Origin of the sequence: Streptomyces sp. SCPE 10, assembly GCF_051980735.1 — a bacterium.
Taxonomy (GTDB): Bacteria; Actinomycetota; Actinomycetes; order Streptomycetales; family Streptomycetaceae; genus Streptomyces; species Streptomyces misionensis.
The window spans coordinates 6,762,061-6,778,764 of record NZ_CP197069.1; the positions used below are offsets into that span (position 1 = coordinate 6,762,061).

The window sequence follows — 16,704 nt, forward strand, 5'->3', positions numbered from 1 at the left end:
GTGCTGACGACCGGCAGGGTGCTGCGTTTCGACGAGGTCCGCGGATACGGGTTCATCGCCCCGACCGAGCCCGGCGAGGACGTCTTCATGCACGCCAACGACCTGCTCGACGAGAAGTACCTCTACCACGAGGGCAGCGAGGTCGAGTTCCACCTGGAGATGGGCGAGAAGGGCCCGAAGGCCTCGCAGATCCGGCTGATCCACCAGCCCTCCCCGAACCGCCCGCCCAGCCGCCCCGTCTTCTCCGACGGCACCACCGCCGAACGCACCGGCACACCGGCCGGCGAGGGCACCGGCGCCGCCCACTTCCGCACCGAGCTCACGGAACTGCTGGTCACGTCGGTCGACTCGCTCACGGCCGCGCAGATCCGCCAGATCCGCGAGCGGGTGGTCGAACTGGCCCGGACCAAGGGGTGGTTGACGACCTGACCGCATGGCCGCATGATCGCAGACGGCGCGTCGGCGCCCCCGTCCGGTATCGACGAACCCTGGATGACGCCATGACGACAGCCTTCCCGACCGGCGACCTGTGGGTCCGCCGCTTCCACCCCGCACCGTCCACGTCCGCCCGGCTGGTGTGCTTCCCGCACGCCGGCGGCTCGGCGACCTTCTACTTCCCCCTGGCCACCGCGCTGCGTGCCGCGGCGGACGTGCTCGTGCTCCAGTACCCGGGCCGGCAGGACCGGTACGAGGAGAAGGGCATCGAGACCATCGCCGAACTGGCGGACCAGGCGTACGAGGCGCTGCAACCCTACGCGGACCGTCCGCTGACCTTCTTCGGGCACAGCATGGGGTCCATCGTCGCCTTCGAGGTCGCGCGCCGCTTCGAACGCGACGGCGAGGGCCCCGCGCACCTCTTCGCCTCCGCGCGGCGCGCCCCCTCCGCGTACGCCTCCGAGAACGTGCACCTGCGCGACGACGACGGCCTCATCGAGGAGATGCGCAAACTGAGCGGCACGGACCCGCGGTTGCTGGGGGACGAGGACCTGCTGCGGATGATCCTGCCGGCCCTGCGCAGCGACTACACCGCCATCGAGACCTACCGGGCCACCGCCGACGCCGTCGTCGAGGCCCCCCTGACGGTCCTCACCGGGGACCGCGACCCGCGAGTCACCCCCGAGGAGGCCCACGCCTGGCGTGAACACACCACCGGCCCCTTCGACCTCAAGGTCTTCTCCGGCGGTCACTTCTACCTCACGGACCACATCGTCGAACTGGCCGAGATCCTCGCGGGCTGAGCGGCGGCAGCGGCCGGACCCGCTCCCACGCCCCCGCGACGCGTCCCTCCCGTCAGAGTCTGAGCGGGAGGTGCCGCGGTCCCCGCAGCATCGCGTTCTGCCGGTACGGCGGCGGGTCCTCGGCCAGTTGGGCGGTGGCCAGGCGGGGGAGCAGGGCGGACAGGGCCGAGTGGGCCTCGATGCGGGCGAGCGGGGCGCCGTAGCAGAGGTGGACGCCGGAGCCGAAGCCGAGGTGCTGGTTGTCGGGGCGGGCCGGGTCGAACAGGTCGGGGTCGGCGAAGCGGCGGGGGTCGCGATTGCCGGAGGCCAGGGCCAGGATGACCGTGGAGCCCCGCGGCAGGGTCGTGCCGGCGACGGTCAGGTCGGCCAGGGGGATGCGTTCGCGCATGTGGACGGGGGGCTCGTAGCGCAGGAGTTCCTCGATCGCCCGGGGCAGCAGACCGGGCGTGCGGCGCAGCCGGTCCAGTTCCTCGGGGTGGCGCAGCAGGGTCAGCACCCCGTTGGTGATGAGGTTGACCGTCGTCTCGTGCCCGGCGATCAGCAGCAGCACCGCGGTCTCCGCCAGTTCCTCCCGGGTGAGCCGCTGCGCGGGGTCCGGCTCGTTGACGAACGCGGACAGCAGGTCACCGGTGGGGTGGTCGCGGCGCTGCTCGGCCAGGCCCACCAGGTACCCGCCCATGTCCGCGCGGGCCTTCTCCGCCTCGTCGCGGGGCGCCTGGCCCGCGTCCGGCCGTACGTCGGCCGACGCGACCAGCGTGTCCGACCAGGCCCGGAAGAGCGGCTCGTCCTCGCGCGGCACCCCGAGCAGCCGGCAGATCACGGTGACCGGCAGGGGATAGGCGAAGTCGTCCACGAGGTCGAACCGCCCGCCCGCCTCGAAGGGCTCCAGCAGTTCCGCCGTGATCCGGTCGATCTCGGCGCGCATGCCGTCCACCCGGTGCGGGGTGTGCGGCGGGCCGAACGGCCGCATGGCGAGGGTGCGCAGCCGGTGGTGCTCGGGATCGTCCAGGCGCAGGAACGGCGGCTTGGCCGTCTCCAGACCGCGGGTGCGCGGATCGGCGCTGAGCCGGGGATCGTGCAGCAGCGCGGCGACCTCGTGGTAGCCGCCGACCAGCAGGCTGCCGTCCTGCTGCGGGACGACGGGCCCGGCCGCGCGCAGCTCCGCGTACAGCGGGTAGGGGTCGGGACGGCTGGCGTAGTCGGTGATCCTCGCCAGCAGGGTGCCGGGGTCCATGGCGGCTCCTCGAAGTAGGGGCGGGCTACACCACCGTCAGCCGGCGGTCCGGGAGGTAGCCGGTGAGCGCGACCGTCGGTCCGTGGGACAGCACCGAGGGGTCGGGTACGTCGGACGGGATGGGGATCTCGGCCGCGAGGGCTCGGTCGGCGGCGCCCGCCGGGGGCGGGAACGGCGCGGCCGTCTCGATCAGGTGCTGGTAATACTCCAGCACCTTGGCCATGTCGACGGTGACCGCGGCGGTCACCCGGCCCCGGTAGCCGTACACCATCGCCAGCCGCCGCGCCTCCAGGGAACCCTGGGCGATGACCACGTGGTCGGAGTAGGTCGGCACCCCCACCGACTTGATGTTCAGCCCGAACTGGGTCGACCAGAACGTCGGCAGCGACAGGTGCGGGCGGCGCAGCGGCCCGGGGGAGACCATGTTGTGCGCCGCCACCTCGGCCTGCGTGACGGCGTTGCCCCAGTGTTCCAGGGACAGCAGCTGGTAGCCGAAGAGCGGGTGCGGGAAGCGGGAGACGTCCCCGGCCACGAAGACGTCGTCGGTGACGATGCCGTACATGGTGAAGGCCCGGCACCCGGCGTCGCACGCCAGCCCGCGCGGGCCCGCCGCCAGGCCGGACTCCGCCAGCCACTCCACGTTGCGGATCGCGCCCAGCGCCACCACGCACACGTCCGCGTCCACCCGGCTGCCGTCGGACAGCTCCGCGCCGGTGAAGTGCCCGTCGCCGAGCAGCCGGGTGACCGTCGCCCCGGTGCGCAGGTCCACGCCGTGGTTGCGCTGCATCACCGCCGCGAGCTTGGACAGCGTCCCGCCGAGCGCGCCGACCAGCGGTGCGGGGCCGCGCTCGGTGACCGTGACCGCGAGGCCCCGTTCCCGGCAGGCCGAGGCGATCTCCGAGCCGGTGAACCCGCCGCCGATCACCAGCACCCGCTCCGGACCCGCGTCGAGGCGCTCCGCGAGCCCCGCGGCGTCCTCGCGGGTGCGCAGGGTGAACACCCCGTCCAGGGCGGCCTCCGCCGGGTTCGGCCAGGGCCGGGCGCGGGTCCCGGTGGCGATCAGCACCCGGTCGTACGGCAGTGACTCCCCGCCGTCGAGCAGCACCCGCCGGGCCAGCGGGTCCAGACTCGTGGCCCGCACCCCGAGCAGCCATTCGGCCTTCGGGTCCTGGCGCATCGGCAGGCCCGTGGAGTCGGCCGGGGCGATGCCCAGCAGCACCTGCTTGGACAGCGGGGGCCGGTCGTAGGGCGGGTGCGGCTCGTCGCCGACGACCGTCAGCGAGCCGGTGAAGCCGTTCGCGCGCAGCGCCTCCGCGGCCCGCAGCCCGGCCAGCGAGGCGCCCACGATCACGATGCGGCCGTCCGTGAACTCACCGTGCACCGCCGCTCACCTCCTCGCCGAGGAGGATGGCCTGCACCGGGCAGGCCGCGGCGGCCTGGCGCACCCGTTCGACCTGGTCGTCGGGGACGGCCGGGGCGTACAGCAGGCCCTCCTCGCCGTGCAGCCGGAACACGTCCGGCGCGAGGAACACACACTGTGCGTAGCCCTGGCAGCGCGTGAGGTCGACAACGGTCCGCATCGTCACCACATCCTCCTCCGCCGTCCCCGTCCCGCCCCGGCGGACCGGGGCACCTGGTCTCACGTCCAGCATGGGGGGAGACCGGCAGGCTCGCACGGGCACACGGGCGGCGGCCCGCGGAAGCGGTTCAACGCACGGCCGGCGCAGGCGGGTTGACGGATCCGGACGAACGCCGACATCTTCCCGGCCCGGCGCGGAAATACCGGTCCAACCAGTTGACCACTGCACAAGCCGCGTCCACCCTGATCGCCATGGCTGAGGGACACATACGGCGCGAGGCGGTCTCCGACCAGCTCTTCGCCCTGCTGCGGGACAGGATTCTCGGGGGCGAGCTGCCGGCCGGCGCCGCGCTCACCCCCGAGCGGGAACTGGCGGCCGGATTCGGGGTGAACCGGCACGCCGTACGGGAGGCCGTCAAACGCCTCCAGCAGGCACGACTGGTCGAGGTCAGCCACGGCGGCCGCACCCAGGTGCTGGACTGGCGCCGCACCGCCGGGCTCGACCTCGCCGTGGGCATCGCCGCGGCCGACACCGGGCCCACCGTGCAGGACATCGCCCGCGACGCCCTGGAGATGCGTGCCTGCATCGGCGCCGACGCGGCCCGGCTGTGCGCCCTGCGCTGCTCCGCGGACACCGCCGCGCGGATCACCGCGGCCGCCGAGCGGCACGCGCGCACCGGCCCCGATCCGACCGAGCTGGACGACACCTATGTCGCCTGGTGGCGGCTGATCATCGAGGGCTCCGGCAACATCGCCTATCTGCTGGCCTTCAACAGCCTGGTGGACGGCATGATCCCGGTCGCGGACGTGCCCGCCGACCTCGGGGCCGCGGAGATCCTCGACGTCGAGGCCCACCGGCGGCTGGCCGCGCACATCGCGGCCCGCGAGGCCGCGGCGGCCGAGGAACTGGCGCGTGAACTGCTGACCCGCAGCGTGCCCGGCGCGCCGCGCGGGTGCGAGGGAGTACGGCGATGATCCCGGCCGTGGTCTACGCGATACCGGCGTTCGTGCTGCTGGTCGCCGTCGAGGCGCTGTCCTACCGCTTCCTGCCGGACGACGACGAGCGCGGCTACGAGCTGCGCGACACCGTCACCAGCATGTCGATGGGCGCCGGCAGCCAGGTGATCGCGGTGCCGTGGAAGGTGGCGACGATCGTGGTGTACGCCGCCGTGTACACCGTGGCCCCCTGGCACCTCTCGCCCGCCTCCGGCTGGACGTGGCTGCTGCTGTTCCTCGGCGACGACCTGGCCTACTACGCCTACCACCGGGCCCACCACCGGGTGCGGGTGCTGTGGGCGAGCCATGTGGTGCACCACTCCAGTCTCCGCTTCAACCTCTCCACCGCCCTGCGCCAGACCTGGACGCCGATGACCGGCCTGCCGTTCTGGCTGCCGCTGGCGCTGCTCGGCGTGCCGCCGTGGATGATCCTGATCGAGCAGGCCGTCAGCCTGGTCTACCAGTTCTTCCTGCACACCGAGCGGGTGGACAAGCTGTGGCGGCCGGTGGAGTGGTTCTTCAACACGCCGTCCCACCACCGGGTCCACCACGGCTCCAACAACGTGTACCTGGACCGCAATTACGGCGGCATCCTCATCGTCTGGGACCGGCTCCTCGGCACCTTCGAACCGGAGGGCGTGCGCGTGGTGTACGGCCTGACGAAGAACATCGGCACCCACAACCCGCTGCGGGTGGCCTTCCACGAGTACGCGGCCGCCTGGCGGGACGTCCGCCGGGCCCGCCGCTGGCGCGACCGCGCGGGGTACCTCTTCGGGCCGCCGGGGTGGGCACCGGGCGTGAAAGGGTAGCCGCGAGGGCGCGGGAAGATCACAGGCGGCCCCGCGCCCCCGGAACCCGGAAGGAACCAGATCATGCACCACATCGCGGCCCGCGACCTGACGGAGAGCACCGGATGAGCGGCACCGAGGCCCCCGTGCTGCTGCGCACCGCCGGCCGGGCCGCCCACATCGTCCTCAACCGGCCCAGGGCGCTCAACGCCCTCGACCACGAGATGGTGCGGCGCATCGACGCGGCGCTCGCCGCCTGGCGGCACGATCCCGGCGTCGAGACGGTGGTCCTCTCCGGCGCCGGGGAGCGCGGGCTGTGCGCGGGCGGCGACATCCGCGCCATCCACGACGACGCCCGGGACGGCGACGGCAGCGCCTCGGCCGCGTTCTGGCGGGACGAGTACCGCCTCAACGCCCGCATCGCCCGTTACCCCAAGCCGTACGTCGCCCTCATGGACGGCATCGTGATGGGCGGCGGTGTCGGCCTCTCCGCGCACGGCGGCGTCCGGATCGTCACCGAGCGCTCGCGGATCGCCATGCCGGAGACGGGCATCGGTTTCGTGCCGGACGTCGGCGGCACCCGTCTGCTCGCGCGGGCCCCCGGCGAACTGGGCACCCATCTGGCGCTGACGGGGGATCGGATCGGCGCGGCCGACGCCGTGCTGTGCGGCCTCGCCGATCACCACGTGCCCTCCGCCGCCCTCGCCGAGCTGGTGGACGACCTGGCGGTGATGCCCGTACCCGACGCCCTCGCCCGGCACGTACGGCCGTCGCCGCCGGGGGAGTTGGCCGAGCAGCGGGAGTGGATCGACGCCTGCTACGCCGCCGGTACGGTCGAGGAGATCATCGGGCGACTGCTCGACCACGGCGGCCCCGAGGCCAAGGAGGCCGCGCAGACGCTGCTCACCCGCTCGCCCCTCGCCCTCAAGGTCACCCTGGCCGCCGTGCGCCGCGCCCGGCGGCTCGGGTCCCTGGAGGCCGTCCTCGACCAGGAGTTCCGGGTCTCCTGCGCCGCCCTGGGCAGTCACGACCTCATCGAGGGCGTGCGCGCGCGGATCATCGACAAGGACCGCGACCCCCGCTGGTCGCCGGCGACGCTCGCCGAGGTCGCCGACGCCGACGTGGAGCGCTTCTTCGCTCCGCTCGGCGAGGATGAACTCGGTCTGGCCGCAGGGGAGTAGGGAGCCTGCGCACCGGGGCGGGACATCACGTCCGGCGGGGGCGGTCCCGCTCCCCGCCGGGCGACGCGGCACGGCCGGCCGGAAGGTCCCGCGCCGGATCGACGACCCAGTGGTTGGTCGCGAGGACGCGGTCGGCGAAGGCGGTGCGGGTCCGGCCGAGCAACCGGAAGCCGGCCGAGCGGCAGATGCCGTTCGACGCGGCGTTGCCGATCGCCGGGAAGGCGTGCACGAGGCCCCAGCGGTCCTGGTCGCGGGCCTGCTCCAGCAGGGCGCGGACGGCGCGCTTGCCCAGCCCCCGGCCCTGGAACTCGGGCAGGACCATCCACCCGATCTCCGACATCGGCTCGTCACCGCCGTCATGGGCCCACAGGGTCACCGTCCCCGCCACCACGTCGGGCCGGTCCGGATCGGGCACGATCATCTTCAGCCACGCGCGGTCCGCCGCGGCCTCCTCGGCGTCCCGGCGCACCTTGTCCGCCATCCCCGCCCGTGGCAGCGGCCCGCCGAGGTCGGCCATCATGACCGGATCGCACCGCATGCGGACGTAGGCGTCGACGTCGTCCGGAGCGACGTCGCGCAGCCACACGGTGCCCTCCCGGTTCAGACCCGGTCCAGCGGGCGGTGCGGACCCTCGGGGAGTTCCACCTTCACCGGGTCGCCGGGGCGGACCACCCCGCCCGCCTTGACGACACTCATGATCCCGGCCCGGCGTACGACGTTGCCGAGCTCGTCGCGGCCGACCACCTGCTTGAGCAGGCCGTCCTGGAAGTGGTCGATCTGCAGGCAGGGGTTGCGCAGGCCGGTCACCTCGACCACCGCCTCCGCGCCGAGGTGCAGCAGGGTCCCCACCGGCAGGCCGAGCAGGTCGATGCCGCGGGTCGTGACGTTCTCGCCGAGTTCGCCCGGTGCGACCTCGAAGCCCGCCGCGCGCACCTCGTCGAAGAGTTCCTCGTGGATGAGGTGGACCTGGCGCAGGTTCGGCTGCGTCGGGTCCTGGGCCACGCGCGAGCGGTGCTTGACCGTGACACCCGCGTGCACGTCGCCCTCGACGCCCAGCCCGGCGAGCAGGGTGATGCTCGCCCGGTTCGGCTTGGTGAACGAGTACGTGCCGTTGCTGCTGACCGCCGTCACCAATGCGCTCATGCGCGATCCTCTCGCCGAAGTCCTTCACGAGCCTAACGGATGCCGCGATCCGCGACGGCGTCCATCCCGGGCACCGGCCGGCGCACACAACTCCCCCAAGAACGAGGACAAGAGCGAACCGGCCACAGGGGCATCAATTCTTGCCACTGCACCTGTGGTCCGCCCGGTCACTCTTGTCTCGCCCTTCACAGGATGGCAGTCTGACGTTCGCCGATCGGGCGAGCACCTCGTAATCCGATCCGTCTGGGTATGACGGGTCTTTGCGCTCGTCGGCAGTGGCCGTGACAGGAGACGGACGACGTACTCGGCGGGTGGGCTGCCGGGCAGTGATTCCGAATCAGTACGTCAGGTGATTCGGTCAGGATGACTCAACGAGGGCAGTCACAGTGCAATCATGGGTATTCCGGCAGTCGCGCCTTCACTCGGGTGCCGTTTCTCGGCGTCACGAGCAACAGCTTTGACCTCTACGTGGTGAGCCACTCCCCGGCCGGTCCCTGCGGGCTCTGACCGGCCTTCTCCCGAGCGCCGCCGACCCCGGCCGCGCTGACCGGCGCCGCCGTATGCGCGCGCCACATCACCCCATCCCTCCCCCCTTTCGTGTGCCCGGACCGCCGATCCGACGACGGCGCTGTCCACCGGCCCTTTCCATCCGCCCTGCCGAGGAGGCGAAATGCCCCATGAGCGCGGAGCGCCCACTGCGCGCGCCGTCACAGACTTTCTGCTTTCTCGCGTCGTCGAACTGCTGGACGTGTCCAAGGATTCGGTGGACCGCTGGGCCCCCATGCACCAGTACGGCCTGGAGTCGGTGAAAGCCGCGGCGCTCGCCGCCTCGCTCTCCGAATTCCTCGGCTGGAAGGTCCCCGTCACCTGGATGTGGCAGTACCCGACCATCGACGAACTGAGCCGTGCGCTCGTCGACGGTCCCCGGACCGCGCAGACCACCGCACCGGTCACCGACCGCCGGACGGCGGCGCGGGAACCCGTCGCGATCGTCGGCATCGGCTGCCGGTTCCCGGGCGGCCCCGACCCGGACGCGTTCTGGCGGCTGCTGACCGAGGGCCGCGACGCCGTCGGACCGGTGCCGGCCGAGCGCCGCGCACTCCTGCGCGACAGCGTGCGCTGGGGCGGATTCATCGACGGCATCGACCGGTTCGACCCGCTGTTCTTCGGCATCTCGCCCCGGGAAGCCGTCCAGATGGACCCGCAGCAGCGGCTGGTGCTCGAGCTGGCCTGGGAGGCGCTGGAGGACGCCGGGATCGCGCCCCGGGGCCTCGTCGGCAGCGACACCGGCGTGTTCATGGCCTCCTGCTGGGGCGACTACGCGGCACTCGCGCACTACCGCGGCCCCGACAGCCAGATCACCCCGCACACCGCGACCGGCATGCACGACGGCATCATCGCCAACCGCGTCTCCTACGTCCTCGGCCTCCAGGGCCCGAGCATGGCCATCGACGCCGCCTGCGCCGGATCGCTGGTCTCCGTGCACCTGGGCTGCCAGTCGATCTGGATGGGCGAAAGCGAACTGGTGCTGGCCGGCGGGGTCAACCTGAGCTTCGTCTCCGACTACTACACCGCCATGGACCGGATGGGCGCGCTCGCCCCGGACGGCCGCTGCAAGACCTTCGACGCCCGCGCCGACGGCTACGTCCGCGGTGAGGGCGCCGGCGTCGTCGTACTCGCCCCGCTGAGCGTCGCGCTCGAACGCGAACTGCCGGTGTACTGCCTGATCAAGGGCAGCTCGGCCAACAACGACGGCGCCTCCAACGGCATGACCGCGCCCAACCCGCAGGCGCAGGAGCTGATGCTCCGCACCGCCTACCGGCGGGCCGGCGTCGCGCCGTCCCTCGTGGACTACATCGAGTGCCACGGCTCCGCGACCCCGCTCGGCGACCCCATCGAGGTCAACGCCATCGGCGCGGTCCTCGGCGGTGACCGCCCGGTGCCGCTGCGGCTCGGTTCCGTGAAGTCCAACGTCGGCCACCTGGAGGCCGCGGCCGGCATCGTCGGCCTGGTCAAGCTCGCGCTGTCGATCCGCAACGGCGTGCTGCCCCCGAGCCTGCACTACGCCACCCCCAACCCGCAGATCCTCTTCGACGAGTACGGTCTCACCGTCCAGGACCGGCTGACGCCGTGGCCGCGACGGTCCGACGCGCGCCGCGGGGGAGTCAGCTCGTTCGGCTTCGGCGGCGCCATCTGCCACGTCGTCGCCGAGGAACTGCCGCGCCCCGAGGGCTCCCTCGTCCTGCTGGCCGAGGACTCGCCGCAGGCGCTGGCTGAGCGCGCCCGGGCCCTGCGCGACGAACACGACCTGCGCGCCATCAGCGGCCGGCCGCCCGGCGACGGCGGTTTCCGGCTCGCGGCCGCCGCCCGCGACATGACCGAGCTGAGGGCACAGCTGGACGCCTTCGCCGACGGCACGGCGGCGCCCGGGCTGAGCGTCGGCGAGCGGGGCGAACGAGGGCCCCGGGTGGCGTTCCTGTTCTCCGGAAACGGCTCGCAGTGGGTCGGCATGGGCAGGCAACTGCTCGCCGGAATGCCGGTGTTCCGCCGCTCCATGATGCGCTGCGACAAACGGATGCGGGAGCTGCTGGGCTTCTCGCTGGTCGACCAGCTGCTGGCGCCCGACGGCCGGCTCGACGACATGGACGTCTTCCAGCCGCTGCTGTTCTCCATGCAGGTCGCGCTGGCCGACGCCTGGCGCTCGCTGGGCGTGGAGCCCGACGTCGTCGTGGGACAGAGCGTCGGCGAGTTCGCCGCCTCCCACATCGCCGGGGCACTCGACTTCGAGGACGCCTCCCGGCTGGCCGCCTGCCACGGCCGGCTCCTCCAGCAGCTGGCCGTCGGACGCGGCGAGGGCATCGTGGTCACCACCGGCGCCGACGCCGTCAGGCGGTATCTGACCGGACAGCTCACGGTGTCCGGCCACAACGGCCCGAACTCCACGCTGGTCACCGGCACCCCGCAGGAGATCGACGACCTCGTCCAGCGGCTCACCGAGGAGGGCCTGACGACCCACCGGGTGCGGATGGGCCACGCCCCGCACTCCCCGCTGGTCGACCACGTCCTCGCCCCGCTCAAGGCCGAACTCGCCGGCCTCACGCCCCGGACCACCCGGATCCCGATGATCTCCACGGTCACCGGCGAACGCGTCGACGGCGCCGAACTCGGGCCGCAGTACTGGGCGGACAACCTGCGCCGGGAGATCCGGGTCGTCGACGCCCTGACGACCCTGCGCGACCACGACATCGACGCGGTGATCGAACTCAGCCCGCACCCCGTGCTGCTCAAGTCGGTGACGGAGATCCTCGGTGCCACCACCCTGCCCTCGCTGCGCCGCGGCACCGACGAGGCCTGGACCCTGCTGGGCTCGCTCGGCGCGCTGTTCGCCGCCGGGCACCCCGTCACCGCGAGCCCGTTCCTCGCGGGCGACCGGGGACGCCACGTCACCCCCCGAAAGGGCGCCCCCGCGACCGACGAACGGCCGCACCTCGTGCCGGTCACGGCGCACTCGGCCGCCGCGCTGGCCGACACCTGCCGGGAACTGTCCAACCACGTCGAACGCGACCCGGGCCTGCGGGTGTCCGACCTCGCCTACACCCTCGCGACCAGGCGCTCCCCGCAGAACCACCGGGTGGCGCTGTTCGCCCGCAACCGGCAGGAGGTCCTGGACGGCCTCGCCCGGGTCGCCGCCGGCCGGCCGCACCCGGACGTCGTCACCGGCACGGTCACCGGCACCGGCGACCGGCGAGTGGTGCTGGTGTTCTCCGGCGGCGGCACCCACTGGGTCGGCATGGGCCGCGAACTCATGCGCACCCACGAGGGGTTCCGCACCTGGATGCAGGCCTGCGACACCGCCGTACGCGCGGCCGGCGGCTGCTCCGTCCTCGAACAGCTCGACGCGCCGCAGGAGTCGGCCCGGTTCGAGGAGATGGACTTCCAGCAGCCCGTCCTGTTCGCCCTCCAGGTCTCGCTGGCCAAGGTCTGGCTCGGGCTCGGGGTACAACCGGCCGCCGTCGTCGGGCACAGCCTCGGGGAGGTCGCGGCCGCGTGCGTGGCCGGGGCGCTGTCCCTGGAGGACGCCGCCCGCGTCGTGGTCGCCCGCTCGCACCTGCTCGAACACAAGGCGGCCCCCGGCGCGATGATCTCGGTCGACCTGCCCGAGCGCGAACTGCTGCCGTGGCTCGTCCCCTACGCGAAACACGCCGCGATCGCCGTGGTCAACAGCCCCACCAGCGCGGCCGTCTCCGGCTCGCCCGAAGCCGTCCGCGCCCTGGAGGACGAACTGCGGCGGGCGGGGGTCTCCACCCGGAACATCCGGGTCGAACGACCGGTGCACAGCCCCGGCATGGACCCGCTGATCGAGCCGCTGCGCGAACGCATCGCCGGCATCACCCCGGCCGCGGGCACCATCGACTTCCACTCCACCGCCCTGGCCGACACGGTGAACCCGGTCGTCGACGTCGACTACTGGGTGCACAACCTGCGCAACCAGGTCCGGTTCGCCGAGACGATCGGCGCGCTGGTCGCGGACGGCGTCGGCACCTTCGTGGAGATCGGCCCGCACGAGACGCTGCGCGGCGCCGTCGAGGAGATCGCGCTGAGCCGCGGCACCCCCGTGCACGCGGTCAACTCCCTGCGGCGCGGCGAAAGCGACCTGCGCTGCCTGCTGGGGGCCGCCGCGTCGCTGTTCGTCAGGGGCGTCCCGCTGACCTTCGACTCGCTGTTCGACGACGACGTCGAGGTCGTGGAGACCCCGCTCGTGCAGTGGCAGAAGGAACGTTTCTGGCTGGACGTGGAGCCCCGCGCCGACGCCGCGACCGCGGCGGTCGCGGCACCGGCCCCGGCAGCCGCGACGCAGCCCGCGGACACGCCCGCGACCGCCCCCGCCGACACCAGGTCGCCCGAGGAGGTCCTCGTCGGCGAGATCGCCGACGTGCTCGGCGTCGACGAGCACCGGCTGGACGCGGACTCGCGACTGCGCGACTTCGGCCTCGACTCGATGCTGGCGATCCGCCTGGTCAACAAGGTGCAGTCGCTGTTCGGACAGCGGGTGTCACCGGTGGTGTTCCTCGACGGCCGCACCATCGGGGAGATCGTCGCCCACCTCACCGAGGCCACGCGGGAACCGGCCGCGACCGCGGCGGCCGAGCCGCCCCCGCCCGCCCCGGCCGCTCCCGCCGCTCGGCCGGAACCGGCGCCCGGGCCCGGGCGCGCGGCGGCCCTGCCCGACGGTCTGTCCGAGATCGACGCCGGGGAACTGGTCGAGGAACTGGCCGCGCGGGGCCTGCTGGAACCCACCGACGCCCCGGCACTCGACCAGCTGCGCGCCGGCGGCCTCGGCTTCCGCATCGCCCCGGCCTCGCACGGCCAGGCCTCCCTGTGGTTCATGCAGCAGATCGCGCCGGACGCCGTGCCCTACAACTTCATGGTGGCCGCCCGGATCCGCACCGCGGTGGACGAACAGGCCCTGGAAGGCGCCGTGTCGGCCGTGATCGAGCGGCATCCCGCGCTGCGCACCGTCTTCGTGGAGGCGGGCGGCAGCCCCTACCAGGTCATCCTCGACGAACCGGAGTACGAGTTCGTCGTCCTGGACGGCACGGACCTGGACGAGGAAGAGGCCCGCGAGGAACTGGCCGTCCAGGGCCACCTGCCCATGGACCTGGACAACGGGCCACTGGTGCGCGTGGTGCTGCTCACCCGCGGCCCGGCCGACCACTACCTGCTGGTCCTGGTGCACCACATCGCCTCGGACGCGGCCTCGGCCGACGTGATGATCCGCGAACTCCAGGAGTTCTACGCGGGCGCCGACCCCGCCGGCCGCGAACCGGCCGCCCCCTACACGGAGTTCGTGGAGTGGGAAAGGCAGTGGCTGGCCGGCCCGGCCGCCGACGCGGCCCTCGACTGGTGGGCCGAGCGGCTGGCCGACCCGCCCGCCCGCCTCGACCTGTCCCCCGGACAGCGCCCGCCCGGCGTCACCTACGAGGGCCGCGACCTCACCTTCCGCTGGAGCGCCGAAGAGACCCGCGTGCTCAGGGAGTTCGCGGTGCGCGAGGGCGTGTCGATCAGCACCGTGGCGCTGGCCGGCTTCTTCGCCACCCTCAACCGCGCGGCCGGCGTCGAGGACTCCGTGCTCGCCACCGCCATCGCCCAACGCGGCGAGCCCGGCTGGGAGTCGGCCATCGGCTATTACCTGAACACGGTGCTGGTGCGCGCGAAACCGGCGGCCGACCGCTCCTTCCGGGAGCTGCTGCACGAGGTCCACGCCTTCTCCCTCGGCCTGCTGGAGCACATGAACTACCCCCTCGACCTGCTGGCCTCCGCCCTGAAGCCACCGCGGACCGAGGGCCGCTCCCCGTGGTTCGACGTGGTGCTCAACTGGCTGTCCTCGGACGCCTTCCCGCGCTCCGTCAAGCTCTTCCACGGCATCGGCGACACCATCGCACCCGACGGCGCCCTGCCGCTCGAACCGCTGCCCGTCCGCAGGCACCTCGCCAAGTTCGACCTGGAGATCTCGATGGCCGAGATCTCCGGCGAAGTCGTCGGCCATGTCCAGTACAAACCGAGCTACCTGGAGAAGCAGACCGTGACGGCACTGCTCAGCCTCTACCGCACCGTGCTCTTCGACTCGATCGCCCGACCCGACCTGGCACTGGACGCCATCGCGCCGGCCGGCCTCCCCGAGGGGACGGACCAGTGACCCAGACCCTGTACGCGCAGTTCGCCGAACAGGCCGCCCGGACCCCGGACGCCACCGCGGTCTACGCCGACGCCGGTGTCCTGACCTACCGCGAGCTGGACGAGCGGTCCCGCCGGCTCGCCGAACGGCTCACCGCCGAGGGCGCCGGTCCCGGCATCCCGGTCGGTGTCTGCGTCGAGCGCACGCCCGATCTGCTCGCCGGCATCCTGGCCGTCCTGCGCACCGGCTCCTGCTACGTCCCCCTGGACCCCCGGTACCCCGCCGAGCGGCTGGCCTTCATGGTCCGGGACAGCGGAACCCGCCTGCTGCTGACCACGCCCGCCTCCCGTGCCAACTGCCCGGCCGGACCGACCACGGTGGTGCTGGACGGGACCGTGACGACCGAGCCCGGCGAGAAGCCCGTACCGGTCGTGCCCGGCGACACCGCCTACGTGATCTACACCTCGGGCTCCACCGGGCGGCCCAAGGGCGTGGCCGTACGGCACGGCGGCTGCGTCGCCATGCTGGCCGCGATGGACCGCGTCCTGGCCGGCTGCGACCTCAGCGGTGTCTCCGCGGCCAGCTCCATCTGCTTCGACATGTCCGTGATGGAGATCTTCCCCGCGCTGTGCCGCGGCGGCGCCGTCGTGCTCGTGGAGAGCGCCGTCCACCTCCCCGAGAGTCCGCACGTCGACCGCATCACCCATCTGCACGCCATCCCCTCCGTGATGAACACCCTGCTCGACGCCGGCGGTCTGCCCCCGAACCTGCGCACGGTCGTGTTCGGCGGCGAACCCCTGCGGCGCAAGCTGGTCGACCGGGTGTACCAGGAGACCGGCGCCGACCGGGTCTTCAACGCCTACGGCCCCACCGAGGGGACCGTGTTCTGCACCTTCGGGCCGGTGCCGAAGGACGGCACCGACGAGCCCACCATCGGCCCGCCCACCGACGGCGCCCGGGTCTACGTGCTCGACGAGAACCTGAAGCCGCTGCCGGCCGGCGTGCCCGGCGAGCTGTACCTCGGCGGCGCCGGCCTCACCCACGGCTACGTCAACCGGCCGCGCACCACCGCCGAACGGTTCGTCCCCGACCCGTTCCGCGACGGCGAGCGCATGTACCGCACCGGCGACGTCGTCCGGCTGACCGACAGCGGCGAACTCGAGTTCGTCGGCCGCAGCGACAACCAGGTCAAGGTGCGCGGCCACCGCATCGAACTGGAGGAGGTCGAGGCCCGCCTCACCGGCTGCCCCGAGGTCCGGGAGGCCGCCGCCGTCGTACGCGGCCGCAGGCTCCTCGGCTACGTCGTGCCCGAGGGCGAGGCGCCCGACGGCGTCCGGGTGGACGCCGCGTTCCAGGCCACCGTCACCGGCAAGCTCGCCACCGAGCTGCCCGACTACATGATCCCCTCGGCGATCGTCCTGCTGCCCGCGCTTCCGCTGACGCCGGGCGGCAAGCTCGACCGCGCCGCGCTGCCCGAGCCGCCGGCCGCCGGCACCGGGCGCCCGGTGACGCCCGCCGGCACCCCGACCGAGGTGGCGCTGGCGGAGATCTGGGGCCAGCTGCTCGACCTCGAACCGGCGAGCATCGACGTCCGGGCCGCCTTCTACGACCTCGGCGGCGACTCGCTGCTGCTGGTCCGGCTGGCCCGGCTGATGACCCGGCGCTTCGACCGCCGGGTCCGCGTGCCCGACCTGTTCAGCTTCCGTGACATCCACTCGCTCGGCCGCTGGCTGGACGACGACAGCGGCGCCACCCCCGAGGCCGTGCAGTCGGCCCGCCGCAGGGCCACCGTACGCCGCGCCGCGCTGCGCGGCCGCGCCGCCTCCGGCGGCAACTGAGTCATCCCCCGGAGTCACCCCCGACCCGACC

Annotated in this window: 12 protein-coding genes; 7 read left to right on the plus strand and 5 right to left on the minus strand. The window is 73.1% G+C overall.

Annotation, left to right across the window (positions count from 1 at the left end):
* A complete protein-coding gene (locus ACSP97_RS31010; RefSeq protein WP_355323065.1) occupies nucleotides 1–429 on the plus strand; it encodes a cold shock domain-containing protein in 429 nt (142 codons plus the stop codon).
* A gap of 71 nt (nucleotides 430–500) precedes the next feature.
* Entirely contained in the window at nucleotides 501–1,238 is a 738-nt protein-coding gene (locus ACSP97_RS31015; protein WP_440555314.1) for a thioesterase II family protein, read from the plus strand.
* Between the two features lie 52 nt (nucleotides 1,239–1,290).
* Here the strand turns inward: ACSP97_RS31015 and ACSP97_RS31020 are convergent, their stop codons facing one another.
* Genes ACSP97_RS31020 through ACSP97_RS31030 form a run of 3 tightly spaced genes read right to left on the minus strand, consistent with a single transcriptional unit; the run spans nucleotide 1,291 to nucleotide 4,052 of the window.
* A complete protein-coding gene (locus ACSP97_RS31020) occupies nucleotides 1,291–2,472 on the minus strand; it encodes a cytochrome P450 (protein ID WP_358269720.1) in 1,182 nt (393 codons plus the stop codon).
* Between the two features lie 25 nt (nucleotides 2,473–2,497).
* On the minus strand, nucleotides 2,498–3,853 hold the full coding sequence (locus ACSP97_RS31025; protein ID WP_440555316.1) for an NAD(P)/FAD-dependent oxidoreductase: 1,356 nt from the start codon (nucleotides 3,851–3,853) through the stop codon (nucleotides 2,498–2,500).
* A complete protein-coding gene (locus ACSP97_RS31030; protein ID WP_070029705.1) occupies nucleotides 3,843–4,052 on the minus strand; it encodes a ferredoxin in 210 nt (69 codons plus the stop codon). Before ACSP97_RS31030 ends, ACSP97_RS31025 begins: the two co-directional genes overlap by 11 nt.
* Nucleotides 4,053–4,303: 251 nt before the next feature.
* Here ACSP97_RS31030 and ACSP97_RS31035 point away from each other — a divergent pair, with 251 nt between their 5' ends.
* The 3 genes from ACSP97_RS31035 to ACSP97_RS31045 all read left to right on the plus strand — a co-directional run bounded on the left by ACSP97_RS31035 (nucleotide 4,304) and on the right by ACSP97_RS31045 (nucleotide 7,016).
* Nucleotides 4,304–5,026, plus strand: coding sequence for a FadR/GntR family transcriptional regulator (locus ACSP97_RS31035; protein WP_355154638.1), 723 nt, complete (start codon nucleotides 4,304–4,306; stop codon nucleotides 5,024–5,026).
* Entirely contained in the window at nucleotides 5,023–5,856 is an 834-nt protein-coding gene (locus ACSP97_RS31040; RefSeq protein ID WP_355531149.1) for a sterol desaturase family protein, read from the plus strand. Before ACSP97_RS31035 ends, ACSP97_RS31040 begins: the two co-directional genes overlap by 4 nt.
* Before the next feature lie 104 nt (nucleotides 5,857–5,960).
* Entirely contained in the window at nucleotides 5,961–7,016 is a 1,056-nt protein-coding gene (locus ACSP97_RS31045) for an enoyl-CoA hydratase/isomerase family protein (RefSeq protein WP_382010850.1), read from the plus strand.
* A gap of 25 nt (nucleotides 7,017–7,041) precedes the next feature.
* On the opposite strand, the gene ACSP97_RS31050 is transcribed toward ACSP97_RS31045, so the two are convergent.
* Together ACSP97_RS31050 and ACSP97_RS31055 are read right to left on the minus strand one after the other, a co-directional pair.
* Nucleotides 7,042–7,602: a GNAT family N-acetyltransferase gene (locus tag ACSP97_RS31050; RefSeq protein ID WP_440555319.1), complete on the minus strand. Its 561-nt coding sequence runs from the start codon at nucleotides 7,600–7,602 to the stop codon at nucleotides 7,042–7,044.
* Between the two features lie 14 nt (nucleotides 7,603–7,616).
* Nucleotides 7,617–8,159, minus strand: coding sequence for an MOSC domain-containing protein (locus ACSP97_RS31055; protein ID WP_355154632.1), 543 nt, complete (start codon nucleotides 8,157–8,159; stop codon nucleotides 7,617–7,619).
* Nucleotides 8,160–8,829: 670 nt separating this feature from the next.
* Between ACSP97_RS31055 and ACSP97_RS31060 the strand changes: the two genes are divergently transcribed.
* Nucleotides 8,830–14,856 (plus strand): acyltransferase domain-containing protein, encoded by a 6,027-nt coding sequence (locus ACSP97_RS31060; RefSeq protein ID WP_440555321.1) that lies wholly within the window; start codon nucleotides 8,830–8,832, stop codon nucleotides 14,854–14,856.
* Nucleotides 14,853–16,673, plus strand: a complete 1,821-nt coding sequence (locus ACSP97_RS31065) for a non-ribosomal peptide synthetase (protein WP_355531139.1) — start codon at nucleotides 14,853–14,855, stop codon at nucleotides 16,671–16,673. Before ACSP97_RS31060 ends, ACSP97_RS31065 begins: the two co-directional genes overlap by 4 nt.
* The last annotated feature ends 31 nt before the right edge of the window (nucleotides 16,674–16,704 follow it).

Coding starts and splice junctions, on each gene's coding strand:
- ACSP97_RS31015 (WP_440555314.1), top strand. CDS start 501: ATGACGACAGCCTTCCCGACCGGCGACCTGTGGGTCCGCCGCTTCCAC.
- ACSP97_RS31020 (WP_358269720.1), bottom strand. CDS start 2,472: ATGGACCCCGGCACCCTGCTGGCGAGGATCACCGACTACGCCAGCCGT.
- ACSP97_RS31030 (WP_070029705.1), bottom strand. CDS start 4,052: ATGCGGACCGTTGTCGACCTCACGCGCTGCCAGGGCTACGCACAGTGT.
- ACSP97_RS31035 (WP_355154638.1), top strand. CDS start 4,304: ATGGCTGAGGGACACATACGGCGCGAGGCGGTCTCCGACCAGCTCTTC.
- ACSP97_RS31040 (WP_355531149.1), top strand. CDS start 5,023: ATGATCCCGGCCGTGGTCTACGCGATACCGGCGTTCGTGCTGCTGGTC.
- ACSP97_RS31045 (WP_382010850.1), top strand. CDS start 5,961: ATGAGCGGCACCGAGGCCCCCGTGCTGCTGCGCACCGCCGGCCGGGCC.
- ACSP97_RS31055 (WP_355154632.1), bottom strand. CDS start 8,159: ATGAGCGCATTGGTGACGGCGGTCAGCAGCAACGGCACGTACTCGTTC.
- ACSP97_RS31060 (WP_440555321.1), top strand. CDS start 8,830: ATGCCCCATGAGCGCGGAGCGCCCACTGCGCGCGCCGTCACAGACTTT.